Origin of the sequence: Pseudanabaena sp. UWO310 (assembly GCF_006861605.1) — a bacterium.
In the GTDB taxonomy this organism is placed as follows: Bacteria; Cyanobacteriota; Cyanobacteriia; order Pseudanabaenales; family Pseudanabaenaceae; genus Pseudanabaena.
On record NZ_SELU01000066.1, the window covers coordinates 1 to 19,695 of the forward strand.

The 19,695-nt window shown below is 44.4% G+C and carries 19 protein-coding genes; 8 read left to right on the forward strand and 11 right to left on the reverse strand.

Going from position 1 to position 19,695, the window contains the following annotated elements; translation table 11 throughout:
- Positions 1-231: 231 nt before the first annotated feature.
- Together ppk1 and PseudUWO310_RS18555 are read right to left on the reverse strand one after the other, a co-directional pair.
- Positions 232-2,469: a polyphosphate kinase 1 gene (gene ppk1 / locus PseudUWO310_RS18550; protein ID WP_142603909.1), complete on the reverse strand. Its 2,238-nt coding sequence runs from the start codon at positions 2,467-2,469 to the stop codon at positions 232-234.
- Between the two features lie 590 nt (positions 2,470-3,059).
- A complete protein-coding gene (locus tag PseudUWO310_RS18555; RefSeq protein WP_142603911.1) occupies positions 3,060-3,533 on the reverse strand; it encodes a glutathione peroxidase in 474 nt (157 codons plus the stop codon).
- 218 nt (positions 3,534-3,751) lie between these two features.
- On the opposite strand from PseudUWO310_RS18555, the gene PseudUWO310_RS18560 reads away from it, so the two are divergent.
- From PseudUWO310_RS18560 to PseudUWO310_RS18575, 4 genes are all read left to right on the forward strand, one after another.
- On the forward strand, positions 3,752-4,252 hold the full coding sequence (locus tag PseudUWO310_RS18560; protein WP_142603913.1) for an AAA family ATPase: 501 nt from the start codon (positions 3,752-3,754) through the stop codon (positions 4,250-4,252).
- Positions 4,253-4,450: 198 nt separating this feature from the next.
- Positions 4,451-4,666 (forward strand): hypothetical protein, encoded by a 216-nt coding sequence (locus PseudUWO310_RS24005; RefSeq protein ID WP_009625842.1) that lies wholly within the window; start codon positions 4,451-4,453, stop codon positions 4,664-4,666.
- 39 nt (positions 4,667-4,705) lie between these two features.
- Positions 4,706-5,161 carry a hypothetical protein gene (locus PseudUWO310_RS18570; protein ID WP_142603915.1) on the forward strand — a complete coding sequence of 152 codons (456 nt, stop codon included), beginning with the start codon at positions 4,706-4,708 and terminating at the stop codon, positions 5,159-5,161.
- A gap of 414 nt (positions 5,162-5,575) precedes the next feature.
- Entirely contained in the window at positions 5,576-5,836 is a 261-nt protein-coding gene (locus PseudUWO310_RS18575) for a DUF6761 family protein (RefSeq protein WP_009628288.1), read from the forward strand.
- Here PseudUWO310_RS18575 and rsmG read toward each other — a convergent pair.
- Positions 5,797-6,480 carry a 16S rRNA (guanine(527)-N(7))-methyltransferase RsmG gene (gene rsmG / locus PseudUWO310_RS18580; RefSeq protein WP_142603918.1) on the reverse strand — a complete coding sequence of 228 codons (684 nt, stop codon included), beginning with the start codon at positions 6,478-6,480 and terminating at the stop codon, positions 5,797-5,799. The two genes, PseudUWO310_RS18575 and rsmG, sit on opposite strands and share 40 nt — an antisense overlap.
- Before the next feature lie 135 nt (positions 6,481-6,615).
- The gene (locus PseudUWO310_RS23030; protein ID WP_190316073.1) at positions 6,616-6,768 is read right to left on the reverse strand and encodes a hypothetical protein; all 153 of its coding nucleotides are present in this window, start codon (positions 6,766-6,768) and stop codon (positions 6,616-6,618) included.
- Positions 6,769-6,906: 138 nt separating this feature from the next.
- Between PseudUWO310_RS23030 and PseudUWO310_RS18585 the strand changes: the two genes are divergently transcribed.
- Positions 6,907-7,137, forward strand: coding sequence for a chlorophyll a/b-binding protein (locus PseudUWO310_RS18585; RefSeq protein WP_142603920.1), 231 nt, complete (start codon positions 6,907-6,909; stop codon positions 7,135-7,137).
- A gap of 155 nt (positions 7,138-7,292) precedes the next feature.
- Positions 7,293-7,793 carry a hypothetical protein gene (locus tag PseudUWO310_RS18590; protein WP_142603921.1) on the forward strand — a complete coding sequence of 167 codons (501 nt, stop codon included), beginning with the start codon at positions 7,293-7,295 and terminating at the stop codon, positions 7,791-7,793.
- A 17-nt stretch (positions 7,794-7,810) separates the two neighbouring features.
- On the opposite strand, the gene PseudUWO310_RS18595 is transcribed toward PseudUWO310_RS18590, so the two are convergent.
- Together PseudUWO310_RS18595 and PseudUWO310_RS18600 are read right to left on the reverse strand one after the other, a co-directional pair.
- Positions 7,811-8,395, reverse strand: coding sequence for a Uma2 family endonuclease (locus PseudUWO310_RS18595; RefSeq protein WP_142603923.1), 585 nt, complete (start codon positions 8,393-8,395; stop codon positions 7,811-7,813).
- Between the two features lie 335 nt (positions 8,396-8,730).
- The gene (locus PseudUWO310_RS18600; RefSeq protein ID WP_142603925.1) at positions 8,731-9,225 is read right to left on the reverse strand and encodes a phosphoribosyltransferase; all 495 of its coding nucleotides are present in this window, start codon (positions 9,223-9,225) and stop codon (positions 8,731-8,733) included.
- A 170-nt stretch (positions 9,226-9,395) separates the two neighbouring features.
- Between PseudUWO310_RS18600 and PseudUWO310_RS18605 the strand changes: the two genes are divergently transcribed.
- Entirely contained in the window at positions 9,396-11,144 is a 1,749-nt protein-coding gene (locus tag PseudUWO310_RS18605; RefSeq protein ID WP_411729084.1) for a diflavin flavoprotein, read from the forward strand.
- 181 nt (positions 11,145-11,325) lie between these two features.
- Here the strand turns inward: PseudUWO310_RS18605 and PseudUWO310_RS18610 are convergent, their stop codons facing one another.
- From PseudUWO310_RS18610 to PseudUWO310_RS18625, 4 genes are all read right to left on the reverse strand, one after another.
- Positions 11,326-12,069 (reverse strand): isoprenyl transferase, encoded by a 744-nt coding sequence (locus PseudUWO310_RS18610; RefSeq protein WP_009628280.1) that lies wholly within the window; start codon positions 12,067-12,069, stop codon positions 11,326-11,328.
- Positions 12,066-12,956 carry a diadenylate cyclase CdaA gene (gene cdaA, locus PseudUWO310_RS18615; protein WP_190316074.1) on the reverse strand — a complete coding sequence of 297 codons (891 nt, stop codon included), beginning with the start codon at positions 12,954-12,956 and terminating at the stop codon, positions 12,066-12,068. The genes PseudUWO310_RS18610 and cdaA overlap by 4 nt, the downstream gene beginning before the upstream one ends.
- A 247-nt stretch (positions 12,957-13,203) precedes the next feature.
- Positions 13,204-14,634 (reverse strand): diaminopimelate decarboxylase, encoded by a 1,431-nt coding sequence (gene lysA / locus PseudUWO310_RS18620; RefSeq protein WP_142603930.1) that lies wholly within the window; start codon positions 14,632-14,634, stop codon positions 13,204-13,206.
- Positions 14,635-14,951: 317 nt separating this feature from the next.
- Positions 14,952-15,473: a cofactor assembly of complex C subunit B gene (locus PseudUWO310_RS18625; RefSeq protein WP_009628277.1), complete on the reverse strand. Its 522-nt coding sequence runs from the start codon at positions 15,471-15,473 to the stop codon at positions 14,952-14,954.
- 374 nt (positions 15,474-15,847) lie between these two features.
- On the opposite strand from PseudUWO310_RS18625, the gene PseudUWO310_RS18630 reads away from it, so the two are divergent.
- Positions 15,848-18,121, forward strand: a complete 2,274-nt coding sequence (locus PseudUWO310_RS18630) for a GumC family protein (RefSeq protein ID WP_142603933.1) — start codon at positions 15,848-15,850, stop codon at positions 18,119-18,121.
- Between the two features lie 279 nt (positions 18,122-18,400).
- On the opposite strand, the gene PseudUWO310_RS18635 is transcribed toward PseudUWO310_RS18630, so the two are convergent.
- Complete coding sequence (locus PseudUWO310_RS18635; protein ID WP_009628275.1) at positions 18,401-19,534, reverse strand: cob(I)yrinic acid a,c-diamide adenosyltransferase; 1,134 nt, start codon at positions 19,532-19,534, stop codon at positions 18,401-18,403.
- Between the last annotated feature and the right edge of the window lie 161 nt (positions 19,535-19,695).

Sequence of the window (19,695 nt, forward strand, 5' to 3'; positions counted from 1 at the left end):
AATATACCTGCCATGTCATCTTTACTCTTTTAATCTCTCTATTACCCATTCTTGAAACAGCCCTGCCTTTTTAAGGGGGATTGAGGGGGATCTCTTAGAGTTTTTGACCGCAGAAAGTAATTCTTAAATGGTTTCTTAATTCACAAAAGTGTTGTCACACTTTTGTGAATTGGTATAAATAGGGATGGGCGGCGCAAAGCGCCGCCCATCCCTTTGTCTTAAGATGCGTTATCAGGCAAATTCAGGTCTACCTTGGGACATAAAATGTTTTTGAGAACTCATCTCAGGTTCTCCATCCTTAGGAACTCGCTGCGTATAAGTTCCATCAGAACTGAGATCCCAAGCTTGGCGATTATCGGCGAGGATAATTTCGAGAATTTGTTTCAACTCTTTAATCAAGGAAGTATTTTCAATGGGGGTAATTACTTCTACGCGAGCGTCAAGATTGCGCGGCATCCAGTCCGCACTACCAATATATACCTGCTCGTCACCACCATTACTAAAATAGAAAATCCGTGAATGTTCGAGGAAACGTCCAATCACGCTAATTACGCGAATGCGATCGCTCAAGCCCTTAACCTTGGGACGAATGCAGCAGATACCACGAATGATCAGATCGATATTCACGCCTACCTGAGAAGCCTCATAGAGAGCCATGATAATTTCAGGATCGACCAGTGAATTCATCTTCGCAATAATGTAGGAAGGATAGCCCTGCTTTTGATGCTCGATTTCACGATGAATCAGTTGGAGAAACTTCTCCCGCATGTTGACAGGGGCAACTAATAGCTTGCGATAGTCCCTTTGACGGGAATATCCTGTCAAATAGTTAAACAAATCTGTTAAATCAGCTCCCAACTCATTACAGCAGCTAAAGATGCCTAGATCGCTATAAAATCTAGCGGTTTTGGGATTATAGTTACCCGTACCGATATGAACGTACCGTACGAGGCGATCGCCTTCCTGACGCACCACCAAAGCCGTCTTAGTATGGGTTTTGAGATTCTTTAGCCCATAGACAACATGCACTCCCGCATTCTCCAGCTTTCTCGCCCAGAGAATATTATTGGCTTCATCAAATCTTGCCTTTAACTCCACCAATACCGCCACCTGTTTGCCATTTTCCGCCGCACGAATTAGGGCATGGACGATGGGAGAATCCCCAGAGGTACGGTAGAGAGTTTGTTTGATGGCTAGGACATTAGGATCGTTCGCAGCGTCTTCAATAAATCGCTGTACTGTAGTTGTAAAGGACTGATAGGGATGATGAACGAGAAAATCCCCCTCTTGAATGATTTCAAAAATATTTTTCTCATCATCTTCCCTTTCCTTTAATCGAGGATGCGTCACCGATTTCCAAGGTTTGTCCTGATGCTCAGGTAACGGCAAAAAAGCGATCGCCATCAATGCCCCTAAGCCGATTAATCCTGGAATATCGTAAACATCCGCTTCGGTAATACCCAGTTGAGAAATTAACTCCTTGCGAATTTCGGGTGGAATATCATCGGCAATCTCCATACGGACAACTGGCCCAAACTTTTGCTTGCGTAGTTCTTCCTGTAGCGCCGAAATCAAATCATCCGCTTCTTCTTCTTCAATATCCAGTTCTGCATCGCGGGTAATCCGAAATGGATAGTAACTCAAAATCTCCATTCCCAGAAATAGCGATTCGAGATTATGGGCAATTACCTGCTCTAAGGGCACAAAGGTGTGATCGTCGGTCTCAGGAATTTTCACAAACCGAGGCAATACATTGGGAACCTTAACCCTTGCAAAATTCTTCTCACCAGTCTCGCGATCGCGAACAATGACAACCAAGTTCAAACTAAGATTAGAAATATAGGGAAATGGATGGGCAGGATCGACCGCCAGAGGCGTGAGAACGGGAAATAATTTTTCCTGAAAATAGGTTTTGAGATAGCGTTGATGCTTTTTATCAATATCCTTGTAATCTAGCAGTTTTACCCCATGTCGATGTAATTCTGGACGCAGCACGTTCTCAAAAAACTCATGTTGCATGGAGATCAAAGGCACAAGAGCCTCTCGGATTGCCTGTAATTGAGCTTCCAGATTGAGCCCATCATCGGTAATAACATCCATCTGCTCCGCAAACTTTTTCTTCACCCTTGCGACTCTAACCATAAAGAACTCATCAAGGTTAGTACTAAAAATCGCGAAGAATTTAGCTCGCTCAAGTAATGGAGTGCGAGAATCAATCCCCTCACTCAAAACCCTCTTATTAAAGGCAATCCAGCTTAACTCGCGATTAAAAAGGTATACGGGTTTCTCTGATACTTTTTTACTTTTTTTCTCGGTTAATACTACTTCTGTCGAAACTGGGCTAACGACCTCTACGGTATTTTCTAAATTCTCTTCTGAAGGATCTAACAGTTCAATTGCAGGCTCAATGACATCACCTTCTGGCGCATTTGCATTTTTCGGAATTAGATCTTTTTTTACTCTAGTCATAGGTACAAAGCTATTATTTTTTTCAAATTGTTAGCGAATTCATATCAGTTATTTCACTTAAGTAAGTGAGCTTAATTAAATATAAAAGCCTAAAACCTGCGGCGAATGCGCAGCGTTCGCCGCAGGTTTTAGATCTGGATTTTAACTATGCTGAGATACTTATGAGGAAAATAGGGCTTTGACCCTGCTCAGGCAAGGTATCCCGATGGCTGAGCAAGGTCGAAGCCTCTCTCAACAGATCGCCACCAACAACTAACATAAATTATTAATAACTAGACTACAGAAGTATTGAGTCTTGATGTGTGAGCTTAAACACCTCTAAAAGTAAAGGGCAGGTTAAATAGTCTGCCCTTTGCTGTTAGTCTTTTGCAATTAGTCCTTTAAGTAGCTAGGCATACTCCTTTCCCAGTGAAAAATTAGACGTTGCGGCGCTTCGCGCCGCAACGCTAATTCTTGGTTTTTAATGTCTAATTTTATAGCGGGAAGGGAGTAAGTAAACTTAAAACTTAGAAGAGCATACCGCCAGCGTAGCGGGCGGTATGCTCTCTGGTTTTGGTTTTTAATTATGCCGAACTACTTACAACTAAGAACTAAGCTAGAATGGCTTCGATATCTTTACGCAAGCCTGCATCTTCAGGAGCAACATTAGAGGGGTAGTACTTTACAACATTGCCATCTTTATCGACAAGAAACTTGTTGAAGTTCCATTGCACTTGGTTACCCGTCGTATCCGTAAGATATTTATAAATATCCACCATGTTAGCACCCTTAACAGCTACCTTACTGAACATGTCAAAGGTTACGTCATAGTTGAGAGAGCAGAATCCTTTGATTTCTGCTTCCGAGCCTGGCTCCTGAGCACCAAAGTCATTGCTAGGGAAGCCTAGAATCTCAAAGCCACGATCTTTGTATTCACGGTAAAGCGCTTCTAACCCTTTGTATTGCTTGGTGTAGCCGCACTTAGAGGCAACGTTAACCACTAAAGCAACTTTGCCTTTGTACTGGGCAAGATCGACTGGCTGACCATCAATGTTAGTAATTTTGAAATCGTAGAGGGTAGACATATTTCAGTTTGACTAGGGTTAATTTGAGAATCGTTTTCGCAGGTTTTTGAGGTTACTAGTTACTATAGTTAAGTAAGTGGGCTTAATTAACTATAAAGCCCTAAAACCTGCGGCGCACGCTGCGCGTGCGCCGCAGGTTTTAGATCTGGATTTTAATTATGCCCAGCTACTTAGTAAAAACCAATTTCGTAACTATTTAGCTTTTTGTTGCAATCTTCATGGCAAGTGTAATTATTCTGATTGGTGTACCTGCAAGTGGGAAATCTAGCCTTGCTGAAAAAATGATGCGTGCTTCTAATCAGAATAGCCAGATCCAGACCAAGTTAATTAGCCCCGATCGCATTCGTGCTTCACTTTACGGCTCGGCTGCGACCCAAGGAGATTGGGTCGAGATTTGGGAGCAAGTACAACAAGAATTTACAAATGCTGCGAAGTCGCAACAATCTGTAATATATGATGCCACAAACTATAAACGCGAATATCGGAAAGACATTATTTCCTTAGCTAAGGAAAATGGGTTTAAGCCTATTACTGGAATTTGGCTCAATGTACCACTCTGGATCTGCCTATCCCGCAATGAGACGCGCGATCGCGTTGTGCCCGATGATATCGTGGTGGACATGTATCGCACCCTATCCTATACGCCACCGACCCTGAGCGAAGGTTTCGATCGCATCCTGTTTCGTGATGAAAAGCTAGACAATGAATGGATCGATTAATCTCGATTAATTAAGTAGCTAGGCATAATTAATTACAAACCAAAACCCGTAAAGTTGCGCCCCTACGGGGCGCAACTTTACGGGTTTTGGTAATTTATTTTGCACAAGCACTTATGGATTAATTAATTTGTCTTTGCCTATTTCTCGTTTTGTGTTAGCTTAAATAGACTCAATCTCTAAGGGGTACAACGGTTTAAAATGGCTAAGCGCCGCAATCAGAAAAAAGAAAAAGCTCTTCGCAACCAAGCGTATGCGCGTAAGTTTCGCAAGCGCACCCCTATGGGTCGCTTTGGGCGTAGAAGACCAATGGGCAGCTATAACGATCCTGAAGATTCTGAATCCAATGGAGCTGCGGACACGGGTGCAGCCGATACAGGTGCTGCGGACACTGGTGCTGGAATTGGTAAGTTCTAAGTTGAATTCTGGTGATTATATCCCAGTTTTCTCAAGATCATGACCCCACATTTTGCCCTTGCCTTACATACAACCACCACAAAGTTAGAGCTTGCGATCGCGGAGATTAACCCAAACGCCGATCGTAGTTCTCAAGTTTATATCACTCACAAACAGCAGTCATGGGAACTAGGCAGAGAATTATCTGTGCAGTTGCATGACTGCTTGAATATGTTTGTGGGTGATATTTCATGGCATGATTTTGTTTTTTTAGCGATCGCCACTGGTATCGGCAGCTTTACTGGTACGAGAATTGGCATTGTGGTCGCCAGAACCCTTGGTGAACAGTTAAATATCCCTCTGTATGGAATTAACTGTGATGAGATTATAGCGAGATCGCAGCAATCCCATCCCCCATTATCTTTAAGCGAAAGTTTATTAGCGATCGCCCAAGATCAGTGGCAATCGGGAATTTATCCACGATGGCAAGATGCTTTGCCATTGTACGAACCCTAAATAATACCAATTCACGAAAGTGTGACAACACTTTCGTGAATTGGTATTAAGTACTTGGGCAAAATAAATTATGGAAACCTGTAAAGTTGCGCCCCTGCGGGGGCGCAACTTTACAGGTTTTGATCTGTTATAGCTATCGCCAAATGTACTAGGACATAAACCCCAAGAATTGAGTGGCGGCGCGAAGCGCCGCCACTCAATTCTTGGGGTTTGATTTGTCCTCATTCTAGCCTTTAGTAGATTTGGCAACAGGTTCGACATTTAAAAATGGTAGAATTACTTTGCTGAAGGTAGATAAAAGTTGGATTTTACTCACTAACGCTCGACTAACGATCGCTCGTCAGGAATATGAGGGAACTATTTTATTACCCCAGCAAAATCCACCTAGGACGGTAGTTATTCCCAGCTTGACCTATGCTTCAAGACGCGATCGCCATTCGTCATTACCAAAAGATTACAGACTCCTTAGTCGAAATGTCAGAGCGCGGCTATCGCTCTACCGATGAAATGAGACTTTTTTTAGACGGTTACTTAGCGGCTCTGCGCGTTACCAATGCTGTAGAAGTCCATCATATCCACCGTCTCGAAGAAGAAGTAATTCGATTTCTGTATGATTCCTCTAACTTTGCATCTCCCTATGAGTTGGAAATGGAGATCGAGCGCGGCGAAAGATAAACGCTGTGGCGCACGCCTAAGGTAAGGGGGGTTTGAAAGCGCTCTTGCTTAACAACTTGCAATCCCTCCTGCTCGCAAAATATATCAAGCTGTTCGCTTTCTTCGGGTAGCCATTGACCACGATAAAGTACTGCTGTGCCACTTTTCTTTAAAAATGGCAAACAATAGCTAGCGCAGATAGCTGGCGCACCCACAGCCCTCACTAAGGCTAGGTCATACTTTTTGCTATATGGGGCAACTTTGTTTAAATCTTCCACTCGTCCCGACTGGGCGATCGCGTTAGATAATTGCAAAGCTTGAATTGTTTCCTTCACAAAGGCAATCTTTTTCTGCTTGCTATCGACGAGGGTCACTTGCCATGAAGGTTTCGCGATCGCGATCGGCAATCCCGGAAAGCCTGCCCCCGTTCCGATATCAATTACCTTAATATTTTCCTGTCCCCAAAAGGCTAATACGCCTCGTAACGAGTCCCATAGATGCTTTTCCCAAAAATCCTCGGAGGCAGTAATGCGTGTTAGGTTTTGCTTGGAATTGCCCTCCAACACAAGTTCATACAATTTCTCAAACTGATCAACTTGAGTAGGGCTAGGCAACCAATTAAGCGTGGATTGCCAGTGGTCGAATAAATGGGAAAAGTGGGGCATAAAAAACTTTCTGTAGAGATGGCGCAGAGAGCCATCTCTACTTTACTAGTGATTGAACTAGTGATTGATCTAACCTTATATCTTTCCTTTGATGTTTGTAGAATTTCGACATTAGACGATAAGATCAAAGAAACATTAAGATTCATGTAGCAATGCTAAGCGATCGCCCAGAGCATAGCTTGTGAACTTACCGCTCACAAGGAACTGGAGATCGCCACTTGCCTTTATTTCAGGATTTATGAGAGTTAGCTGTTTACAGTAGTTAATCTCAGCTAAGTACCTTAGCACAATTAAAATCCAGAGCTAAAACCTGCGGCACAGTCTGCGCCTGCGTTACAGCTTTTGACTCTAGATTTTAACTATGCCCAATCGCTTAATTTCAATTTCAATAAAAAGTTATAAAACATTTTAAAAAGGTAAAAATCAATGACCGAACCAGTCACAAAGCCCCGTACCGCATTCACTAAAGATGAGCGTGGCATTCTCAATAATTGGGCGATCGAACCCAAAATGTATGTCGATCAAGGCGACGATCGCTTTGGTCTAACGGAATATGCCGAATTGATCAATGGTCGTTTGGCAATGATTGGTTTTGTGGGTTTAGTCGTGATCGAACTGGTAACTGGTAAAGGGCTGTTACAAATTATCGGTTTCTAAATCATTTTCAGGTTCAATAGCTCCAGTAAATGGTCTTCTTAAGACAAATCAAAACCCAAGAATTGATGGGCGGCGTGACGCGCTGCCCATCAATTCTTGGGTTTTCTGTCCTAGTAAACTTAGCAACAGCTTGGCAACAGCTATATTAAAAACCTATGTCGATCCCTCAAGACCCAATCCAATTTTTAACCCTAGAAGAAGCCCGTGCGATCGATGGGGCAATGCTTTCCATGATGGAAAAATTTATGACGCGCATCACAATCTCCTCACTGCGTATCATTGCCAAAATCGCTCAAGAACTGAGCGTACATGGTGAAGAGCTATCCCCACAGCAAATCGTGCAATGGATCGAGCATGATTCGCAGGTGCGGCAAGAACAAGGTGAAGATGCAGCCTTTCTAAAATGGGCTTCGCCTCATCCCGATTTAGATTTTGAGGATACGAGACAGGATGAAGTGACCCCCGCCAACCTATCGAGTCACGAAAAGTTCTTAACTCGGATGGTGATTTCTGCCATGCAAGCCTTAGGTGCGATCGCCAAAGATTACAGCATTCATCTGGAAGAATTAAGCGCGGAGCAAGTAATTGCTTGGGTAGAACGCGATGCGAAGGTCAAGCGAGAACAGGGGCTTGAAGCAGCATTTTTATCTTGGTAGTTTCATTTGAGCAGGTTCTAACGCTTTGTAAAGCTAAGTAGGTCAAACAAATCATTGACCGATACTTGCCAGTCTTTTAAACCTTCTAGGACGGGCAGCAGATCTTCGCCTCGATGACTGTAAAAGCGATCGCCTTGAAAGCTAAGTATGGTTCTTTCCTGAGGAGCAATGAGCCACCCAAGTTTCGTGCCATTTTTAATGGCAAAGCTAATTTTATCGATTACATCAATTGGCGATTGTTCGGGTGAGAGAATTTCAATGATCCAATCGGGCGGAATTTCAATCCTGTTAATAATTTCGCCGTTAGCATCTAGGGGAATATGCTCCCATGCAAATACGGCGATATCTGGAACAATAGATCTCCCTGCAAAGGTGCAGCGCAGTTCAGGAAAAGCAAAAAGGATTTGTTCGGGTTCCCCAAGCTGATTAATCTTGGCAACTAATTTTCCCTGCAATGTGCTGTGCTTTCCCTGTGGCATCGGTTTCTGATAAATATTTCCGTTGATATATTCACTAGCGGGCTTGGTTTCAGGAAGCACTAAAAAATCTTCCAGCGCTATAAGGCTGGGTTGGGTTGGTTTCGGTTGAATCGCGATCGCCATAAAGCTGCCTCTTAATAAATCAATTACTAAATTACCAATTCACATCTCCTCACCATTTTCCAAACTCAATGCGTTGTTGATTTACTTTTTCTATTTTTGCCTATCTCAATTTTATAGCTACCGCCAACTGTATCAGGACATAAAACCCAAGATCGTGTTGTCGCACTCCGCGCAACAACACGATCTTGGGTTTTAATTTTGTCCTAACAAGACTGGCGGTAGCTATATATAGCTGTCGCCAAGGATACGAGGACATAAACCCCAAGCATTGACTGGCGGCGCGAAGCGCCGCCAGTCAATGCTTGGGGTTTGATTTGTCCTACAAGTACCTGTAGCTATAAATCGCTAAGCTGCATTTTCTCGTATTTCTCAAAAGGTTGATGAATCCAAGGATTGTCGGCTAAGAAATCCACGTAATAGTCGGGTTTGGCGATAGAACAAGCTTTAAACCATAGAACCGCCGATCGCACTTCGGTAATGGCAAATTCCTCATGATCCTTGAGCCATTCGAGAATCCGAGCGAGAGTTACCCCTGAATCAACCAGATCGTCAACCAATAAAATCCTCTTGCCAAGGGTATCTGTGGTCATCGTGATGTTATTAGCGATCGTCAGCTTGCCACGTTCCTGAAAATCCTTGCCCCCATAGGAAGAAGTCGAGAGAATTGCAAGAGGCTTGTTATATATCCGCGATAGCAAATCGCCAATGCGTAATCCCCCTCTAGCTAGACAGAGAATTTGATCGAATTCCCAATGAGACTGATAAATCTGGGCTGCCAAATCTTCGATTTTGGCGTGATATTCTTCCCATGAAACGTAAAGGTCTGACATAGTGAGGGATTGAGGTTATAACCCAGAAATTAAGTGGCGATATTTTTGCCGTAGCTAATTTTTGGGTTTAGGTTAGGTACTTATAGTATCAATTAGTACAATCAATTGGACTTGTTGAAAAGTAAGGATTAGACTAGAAGTAGATGAAAATGAGATAGGGAGACAAAATCGTGGTAGCTATTACTGAGATGCCGTCTGTTGAAAAAGTTGCGGAAAAAGCGCTTGAGCGTCGCCTCACGGTTCAGGTTGCCGAAATTGCCGCCGACACCACCACCATTCGATCGCTGGATTGGGATCGCGATCGCTTTGACATTGAGTTTGGTCTACAAAATGGGACAACCTATAACTCCTATATCATTCGTGGCGAAAAGCTCGCCTTAGTCGATACATCCCATGCGAAGTTCCGCGAACTATATCTCAAAACGCTGCAAGGGCTAGTCGATCCCGCGCAGATCGAATATTTAGTAATTAGCCATACCGAGCCAGACCACAGTGGACTAGTGCGAGAAATCCTAGCCCTTGCCCCGAATGTAACGGTGGTAGGGACAAAGGTAGCTTTGCAATTTTTAAACGATTTGGTACATCATCCCTTCAAGCAACAGATCGTCAAAAATGGTGACCAGATCGATCTTGGGAAGGGTCATGTTTTGCAATTTGTGAACGCTCCCAATCTGCACTGGCCAGATACGATGATGACCTTCGATCTGGGTACATCGACTCTCTATACCTGCGATATTTTTGGAATGCATTATTGCAGTGAAGTAACCTACGACGAAGACCTACAGAAAATCACACCTGACTATCGTTTTTATTACGAATGCTTGATGGCTCCCAATGCCCGATCGGTAATTTCCGCAATGAAACGCATGGATGAACTGCCCCAAGCGGAAATTGTCGCCAATGGGCATGGACCTTTACTGCGTTATAACGTTAAAGAGCTGACGGAAAACTATCGCCAATGGAGCCAAGCGCAAACCAAGGGCGAAACCAATGTGGTGGTTTGCTATGTGTCTGACTATGGCTATTGCGATCGCCTCTCGCAAGCGATCGCCCGTGGGGTTGCCAAAACTGGAGTCGCCGTGGAAATGGCGGATCTCAAAGCGATCGACCTCCAAGAGTTACGCGAGCTAGTCGGTCATGCCTCAGGCTTAGTCGTTTGCACGCCCCCTACAGCCAATAGCCATGTCGAAACAGCGATCGGGGCAATTCTAGCGGCAGCAAGCGAAAAACAAGTCATTGGTCTATACGAACCCCATGGGGATCGTGATTCCTCCATCGATCTGCTAAATAACAGATTTAAGGACTTAGGAGTGATTACGGCTTTTCCCGCGATTCGCGTGCGGGAAAACCCTAACGAAACCACCTATCAAACCTGCGATGAGGCGGGAACTGACTTAGGACAATTACTAACCCGCGAAAAAAATATTAAACAACTTAAAGCGATCGATGCCGATCTAGACAAGGCGCTCGGACGCTTAGCAGGTGGTTTATATATTATTTCGGCGGCAAAGGGGGGCGCTCGCAGTGCCATGCTTGCCTCTTGGGTGGCGCAGGCAAGCTTTAAGCCCCTCGGCTTTACGGTCGCCGTGGCAAAGGATCGGGCGATCGAGTCATTTATGCAAGTAGGCGATCGCTTTGTCTTAAACGTTCTCGAAGATGGCAACTATTCCAAATTGATGCAACATTTCCTCAAACGATTTGCCCCTGGAGCCGATCGCTTTGAGGGTGTGAAAACGCAAATTTCATCGTCGGGAGCCCCAATTCTGACGGATGCCCTTGCTTTTATCGAGTGTGAAGTGCTGAGTCGGATGGAGTGCAGCGATCACTGGGTGATCTACGCGATCGCCGAGGAGGGGCGCGTCTCTAAACCCGATGCCCTTACGGCCGCCCATCATCGGAAAATCGGCAACCATTACTAAAATAGCCAAGGATTAGCGTTGCAGCGCTAATTCTTGGCATAATACCAATTCCCAAAATGGCGTTGCCATTTTGGGAATCTCAAAACCTTACTGGGTTTGGTTTTTAATTCACAAAATTGTTGTCACACTTTCGTGAATTGGTATAAAACCATAGAGAGGGCGCTCTGCGCCCTCTCTATGGTTAGACTTTGCCAAAACGGCGATCGCGTTCTTGATAATCGATCAATGCAAGATGAAACTCACTGCGATTAAAATCTGGCCAGAGCGTGTGGGTAAAATACATCTCGGTATAAGCCATTTGCCAGAGCAAAAAATTACTCAAGCGCATCTCACCGCTAGTCCGAATTAAAAGATCGGGATTATCAGTTCCCGCCGTATAGAGATGCTGCTCGAATAAGTTTTCGTCAATATTTTCAGGTTTAATTTCTCCCGCTTGGGCAGCTTCAGCAATTTGGCGGCAGACCTTCAGGATCTCCCGACGGCTGCCATAATTAATCGCCACGGTGAAGTGAATCGCTTGATTATTCGCAGTCGCTATTTGCGATCGCTCGATTTCCGAGCGCAGAGACTTGGGCAAGGAATCAAGATCGCCCACAAAGGAAATACGAACACCTTCTCGACACATTTCCTCTAATTCATGCCGCAACATCCGCTCGAATAAAACCATTAAAAAATCAACTTCTTGGGCGGGACGGCTCCAATTTTCGGTAGAAAAGGCATAGACCGTCAAAGCCGCAATCCCCCAATCTTTGCAGCAGCGCAACAAATCCTTGAGAGCATCTACACCCTGTCGGTGACCAGCTATTCTTGGCATCCCTTTCTGCTTTGCCCAACGTCCGTTACCATCCATAATTACGGCAACATGTTTGGGCAAACGATGACGATCGAGATCTGGTGGCAAAGTTTGCAGTAGCTTAGCTGTCATTTCTTTTCTGACGATTTTCGACTTACCATATTTTTAAAAATTGAACTCGACCAGAGCCAATTAAATCGCGGAACTGTCCGTCCTAGAGTCGTTGGACGATAATTGCCTAATTTAGTTTCTAATATTTCTCGCAGGCGGCTACTAGAGATTGGACGATCTAAAATCCCATTTTCCGCGATCGCGATCGAGCCTGTTTCCTCAGAAACCACTATACAAAAGCAATTTCTCACCCGATCGGTGATCCCCATCGCCGCCCGATGTCGCGTGCCAATCTCCCTTGAGGCAGCTCGCTCCGAAATGGGTAAAATCACACCAGCGGCAAGAATACGATCTTCACGAATCAAGATAGCTCCATCATGCAAAAGGGTTGAAGTTTGAAAAATTGTATGTAGTAGCTCTTTTGATAATAATGCGTTCAGCTTCACCCCAGGCACAGAAAAATCGCGATCGTCAATAGGTTCTCCCGTCTCAATAATCATTAACGCACCTGTACGGTTTTGCGATAGCTCGATCACGGCATCGCTAATCTCTTCAATCACTGAGTCCGTCTCTACAGCCGTCCTTCGATTAGTTGTCGGTTGAATCAACGAGAGTAAATCGCCACGCCCAAGCCTTTCTAAAAATCGCCGCAGTTCTGGCTGTAAAATTACCGCCATCGCCACAGCCGCACCAATCAACAATTTGTCTAGGACGAAATTAAGCAATCGCATACCAAGGCGATCGCTCAAAACACTAGCAATTAGCAGAAAAATGATGCCCCGCACCATCAATAAAGTGCGGCGATCGTTGCTGAGAGACAACATGAAATAGATTAATCCCAATACCGCAAGGATATCGATCGCCCTCATCATGAATGCAATTGAGTTGATGTTTATAAACCACTGCATCCATAGCCCTCTCATTCACAACTGAAAAATATACACTTTACCGAGTTACTAAACCCATAAATCTTAAGGAAAGCCATGCAAAGCTAAGCTTCCCTTAAAAATTCCTCGAAAATTAGAGTGGGAAATCAGCAAAAACGCTTGTAATACCAATTCTCAAAAGTGTGGCTACACTTTTGAGAATTAAAACCCAAACCCAGTAAGGGTTTTAAAATCACAAAATGGCTACGCCATTTTGTGATTTGGTTAACTACCGACGTAGTTTCTCTGGCAAGCAATCTTGACGTAATAGATCTTCGCGAGTTTCACGTTTGATAATCAAACTCGATTCGCCACCTTCCACAATAACTGCCGCAGGCTTGGGCAACCGATTGTAATTGGATGCCATGCTGTAATTGTAAGCACCCGTTCCAAATACTACTAAAGTGTCACCCGCATTAGTTTCAGGCAATTGAATATCTTTAATTAAAATATCACCTGATTCACAATGCTTTCCTGCGATCGTCACCGTTTGCGATAAAGCCGCACCCATCCGATCCGCAATCACCGCCCGATATTTAGACTGATAGGTAATAGGACGAGGATTGTCCGACATACCGCCATCAATCGTCACATAGGTACGGATATCAGGAACCGTTTTGCGACCACCAATCGTATAGGCGGTAACGCAGGTCGAACCAACTAGCGATCGCCCAGGCTCGCATAATAATTTAGGTAATGGCAATCCTGCGGTAACAAAAGCTTCGGTTACACCAGCACTAACGGTTTTTACCCATTCTTCGATACTAGGAGGATCGTCCGATTCAACATAGCGAATCCCCAAACCACCGCCAATATTGAGTTCGGAGAAATGCAAGCCATACTTTTCGCCCGCCAATGCGTACCATTGCACCATCACGCCACCAATATCTTGATGGGGTTGCAACTCAAAAATCTGCGAACCAATATGGGCGTGAATACCAATACAGTTAAGGCTAGACTCTGAAAGAAAAGCAAATACTGCGGGAATTTCATTAGGATCGAAGCCAAACTTACTGTCAATATGCCCCGTTTGGATATATTCGTGAGTATGGCATTCAATTCCAGGAGTCAAACGCAGCATAATCCGAGGCGCATGAAAACTGACGGCATCAGACTGTTCTTTAGCAAGTCGATCTAGGGTCTTGAGTTCGTGCCAGTTATCCACCACGATGGTGCAGCCAGACTCTAGAGCATAGCTAAGTTCGTCAATCGATTTATTATTGCCATGAAAATAAATCAAACTCGGAGCAGCACCCGCCCGTAGCGCGGTCAAAATCTCTCCTGCGGAAACAACGTCAATGCCTAGCCCTTCCGAGCTGACGATCGCGCATACCGCGAGACAACTCCAAGCCTTAGAAGCATACAAAACCTGCGATGGTCCTTGATAATGCTTCGCGAAAGCATCGCGATATTGCTGACAAGCGGTTCTTAAACTGACTTCATCCAAAATATAAAGCGGCGAGCCGTATTGCTGTACTAATTCCAATACATCACAACCACCAATCTCTAGGTGATCATGGGAATTCACAACCGCCGTTAGGGGTAAAAGTTGCTGATTTGGAGACAAACGATCTAAGCTTGATTTGTTATTTTCTAACGCATTCGTTGCGTTCGTCTCTGCCTTTAAACTCGTTAAAGGACTCGGTAAAACAGTAGTCATTAAGTACCAATAAAATTTTGCAATATTCTTTGAGTCTATTATAAAAAAATATCGCGCTTTCCGCTCTTAATCCCAGCCAAGTAATACCAATTCCCAAAAATGTGGCTACACTTTTGGGAATTGAAAAACAAACCCAGTAGGGGTTTTAAAAACACAAAATGGCTACGCCATTTTGTGTTTTGGTATAAGTTATTTCAAACTTTATGTTGCTGTAGCTGCTTGCATAAAAAGAAGAGAATGGAGCGGCGCTTTGCGCCGCCCCATTCTCTTCTTTTTAGCTCAGGCTGTACTTGCACTAAAGGCTTTGTCTATGTTTTCTAATCCTCTAGTTTTTCTAAGTTAAGCGATCGCTGTAATTCGGTAATTTCATCTTTATGGGCGCGTACTTTTAATTTGGCATCGGGCAAAAGCTGTAAACTCACCTGCCGCTCGCGGGGAGTACCTCGCCAATAAAATACTCCAGCGATCGGTGCTAAACATATCAACCATAGCCAGAGATTTTCTAAATCGGGAATCAAAATACCTAAAACTAGCCCCAGACAAACAAAACCTATAGCGGCTAAGACTGACATAAATATTGCCAGAAACAAACTTGGTTGAACTTGACCGATCAATGTCGCCACATCTCTGGCGGGATCGATCTCTACTACCCTGTAAGCTCTTTGCCGAAAATAGTCGCGCACCTGCATCAAGAGGCGATCGTCAGTCAGTTTATCGACCGCAAAGAGAGCATCAACTGTGCGATCGCGGATCGAGCCACGCAAAAAGGAGATCAACCCCAAAAACAATAGAATTGTTAAGAATAGGGTGGAGTATATTGTAGGAATTGTTTCAGGCATTGGGGCTGAGATTTTATTGGCTTGGGATACAATCTATCAATCATTCATTATAGAGAGCAATTCTAAAAACTTCTCAGGAATGTAATTTGGGATTTTGAGACTAAAAGCATAAGTAAACTTAAAACCTAGAAGAGCGTACCGCCCGCTAAGCGGGCGGTACGCTCCGTATTTTTGGTTTTGAATTATGCTTAACTGCTTATCTGACCTTGAAAATACGATTTGCCATCTTTATATATAGATCCTTAACTAAGATCCTTAATAAATCCTTGGGAAACAATCAAAGGGATCCAAGAATTGCTATATTCTCTCGATTTTGATATAAAGATTAGCGATCAAGAGCATGACAATTAAAGCTACTTGGGTAAAAAACAACGATGACTGCATATCCTAAGGCTACCTACGTAGGCAAGTATGTTGATGACTCTTTTAAACTTGCCAAATTTTTACGAGTACTACGCAAGCGCTGGATCGTCATCGTAGCAGTCTCCGTGACTGTATTTGCAGGAAATACTTACTACACCATTACCCGAATTCCCCAGTATCGCTCTAGTGCCTCCCTCCTAATCAACAACTCCACGATCCCTGTTTCCGACATTCAAGTTCCTAATGCCCCAAGCAGTGGTTTACCTGCTAGCCCCGTTATTAACCTTGGCACAGAAATTGGCATCCTCAAGAGTCGTCCTCTCATTGAAAGTGCGATCGCCAAAATGCGCCAATCATCGGATGGATCTTCTAAACCAATCGATGCATCTTCCGTAATCAACGGCTTGGATATTCGACCTGAAAAAGATGCCCTGATTTTACGTCTAACCTATACGGACAGCGATCCCAAACGCGCTCGCGAGGTTTTAGGTGCGCTATCGCAAACCTATGTCGAATATAGCCTGAAAGATCGCCGCACTAAGTCCAGTAATGCCATTAAATTTATTCAAGATAAGCTACCTCAAGTTAAGCAAAAACTTGAGAAATCAGCTTTAGCCGTCACACAATTTCGGAAGACTTATAACATCGTTGACCCCGACACCTATGCAGCCGCAGTTTTTAAAATGCGTGAAGCTTTAGAAACTCAGGCGCAAGAATTGCAGATCAAAATAGCGCAATCACAACAGCAGTATGAGGCGCTAAGCCGTCAAGTTGGCAAATCCGCAGAGTCTGCGATCGGTGGGGCAATTTTGCAACAGGATCCGACCTATCAATCTTTGGTAAAACAATTTCAAGATGTGGAAACTAACTACTTCTTGGAGCGCACACGCTTTCGCGAAGATTATCCTAGCGTACTGGCGCTTAAAGATCGTCGTGATGAACTCTATCGGCTGCTAGAGGCTCGCGCTCAGTCTGTGGTGGGAGTTAAAGGAAATACGACCAATATTGCCAACGAGCCGAGTAGTTTAATCCAACAAAATTTAGCTTCACAGCTATTTGACGCGCAAACAAATCTGGCGGTGAGTCAAGCCCAACTGGAGAGCATCAGAAATGCTCAGTCTGAAGTCGCGGCGGTTTTTTCCAAGATTCCTCAGATTCAACAACGCTATGTGGAAATTCAACGTCAACTCGATCTTGATACCTCAACCTATAATAAGCTCACCGAAAAACTGGAAGAATTAAGAATTTCCGAAGCCCAAGAAATATCTTCATGGAAAATTTTAGAACCACCGCTTCTCCCAGTTCGCCCCTCTTCTCCAGACATTGAAAGAAGCCTGTTCATTTCCGCCATTGCAGGCTTAGGTTTAGGAGTCTTGATTGCATTGCTTCTCGATCGCTTGGATCAACGTATCCGTGAAGTAGAAGAGGTCAGGGAAATCATAGATGTCCCATTACTTGCCTCGATTCCGATGACTGAAGTTGCCTCTCTAGCGCCCTTATTGAGTCAAGGCATCTTGCCCACCAGTAGTTATTACGCCTTTAAAGAAGCCTTAAGTTCTCTAGCCTTAAATTTGCGCTACCTCGGTACCGATAACATGATGAAAGTGATTGCCTTCACTTCATCAGTCCCCTCTGAAGGTAAGAGTACCTTAACCTACAACCTTGCCATGATTCTCTCGTCTTTGGGATATAGGATTCTCCTAGTAGACGCGGATTTACGCAAACCAACCGTTCATAAATTAGCGCGATTGAGTAACAAATTTGGTTTGTCTACCGCTCTAGCAACTCCCAGTCCTTGGCAAGAGCTGACTCAGGTGGTCGATGAGAAGGGCAACTTACATATTTTGACATCGGGTTCTATCCCTCCTAATCCCATGCTCCTGCTAGAGTCTGTCAAAATGACCGCACTGGTACAGGAATGGAGACAAGAATATGATTATGTTTTGGTGGATACTCCGCCTGTGATTGGGATTACTGATGCCCAATGCCTGACTTCCAAAGTAGATACATTTATCTTAGTTGCGGCAATCAATCGCTCGACTAGAAGTGGAATTTCAAGGGCTTTAGAAGTTTTAGCGTCAGCTAGAGCTAACGTTTCGGGATTGTTAATTAATATGATTGGTTCTTCTGATAGTGAATATCACTACGGATATTACGATCAGTATTATCTACATCCTTCTGAGCAAGAGAGCGATGAGGATAGTGAAGAAGATGATGAAGAGGAAGTGGAAGAGGACAGTAGTTCGACGATAACTACCATCGAAGGTTCTAAGGGCAATCACTAGGGATGGTAGAGTAGAGAGTTGCGGCGCTTCGCGCCGCAACTCTCTATTGAGTTTGATATCCTAATACCAATTCACGAAAGTGTGACAACACTTTTGTGAACTATAGCTACAGTCACTTGACTTAGGACAAATCAAACCCCAAGAATTGATTGGCGGCGCTTTGCGCCGCCAATCAATTCTTGGGGTTTATGTCCTATTAGACTTGGCGACAGCTATAAACACCAAACCCAGTAAGGGTTTTCAAAGCTCAAAATGGCTACGCCATTTTGAGCTTTGGTATTAAAAGTCTACGCCCCGTTTGAGATCTACACCTTTTTCAGCATAGTGTTTATGGCAGACCATTTCTGAATGAACTGAGGCTAGATCGAAATAGGCTGGTTGATTGAGGCAACGACCTGTAATGATCACTTCCGTATCGCGGGACTTCTTGAGTAAGGCTTGGCAGATCGGCTCCACGGGTAATAAATCTAAATCGACGGTAGGATTTAACTCGTCAAGAACGATCGTTTTGTAGAGCCCTGAAGCGATCGCAGCTTGGGCAATTTCCCAACCACGTTGAGCTTCGATGCAGTCCATTTCTTGCTGTTGCCCGCGCCAGACGATCGCATCCCGACCGCAGCGCTGATGATCGATGACATGGGGATAGCCACGCTTGAGCGCAGCGATCGCCGCATCCTCGGTATAGCCTGTTCCGCCTTTGAGCCACTGCATGATTAAGACGCGGTGCGATAGGTCTCGGCTGATTCCCGTACCGATCGCCTTGAGCGATCGACCTAACGCCGATGTACTTTTACCTTTACCAGCACCTGTATAAATCTCAATCCCCGTGACATCGTATTTTTCAGCATGAGCATCATCATGCGATCGCATTTCCGAGTGCAGGTCGGCGATATCAATTAAGGATTGAGGTGCGCCACGTCCTGTACAGATCACTTCCAGATGGGCAGGCTTATTTTTTAAATCTTTAACAATGCGATCGGCAGGAATTAAACCCAGATCGAGAACGGGATTAATTTCATCGAGGACAACTACGGAATAAAGTCCCGAAGCCATGGCTCCTTTGGCGATCGCCCAACCTCGTTCGGCTTCTTGGCGATCGAAAGGGGTAACATGCTCCGCATCAAAAAATTCGGCGCGACCAGTGCGTACGTGATCGATCAGATGAGGAAAACCCTGCTGCAAAGCGGAAATTGCAGCATCTTCGGCATATTCACGCTCTGAACCTTTGAGAAATCGTAATAATAAAATTCTCGTACCAAAGGGTGATGTGTCGGACATACCCAAGCCTAGCGATCGCAGAACTACGCCCAATGCGGCCTGTGATTTGCCTTTGCCAGTTCCGTCATAAACATGGATTTGTCCGATCTCACGTTCGGGACGCACCTGTGCGGTCATGATGCCAATCGCTGCCATGTTTTTACTTAATCTCTTTTCACAACGCAATACAATAGTATAACAACCCTATCAAACCCAAGATACTGCCCTTGGCGATCAAACCAAACCCCAAGAAGAATTTTGAAAGCTTTGCTAAGCAAAGCTTTCAAAATTCTTCTTGGGGTTTGATCGGTAATTGC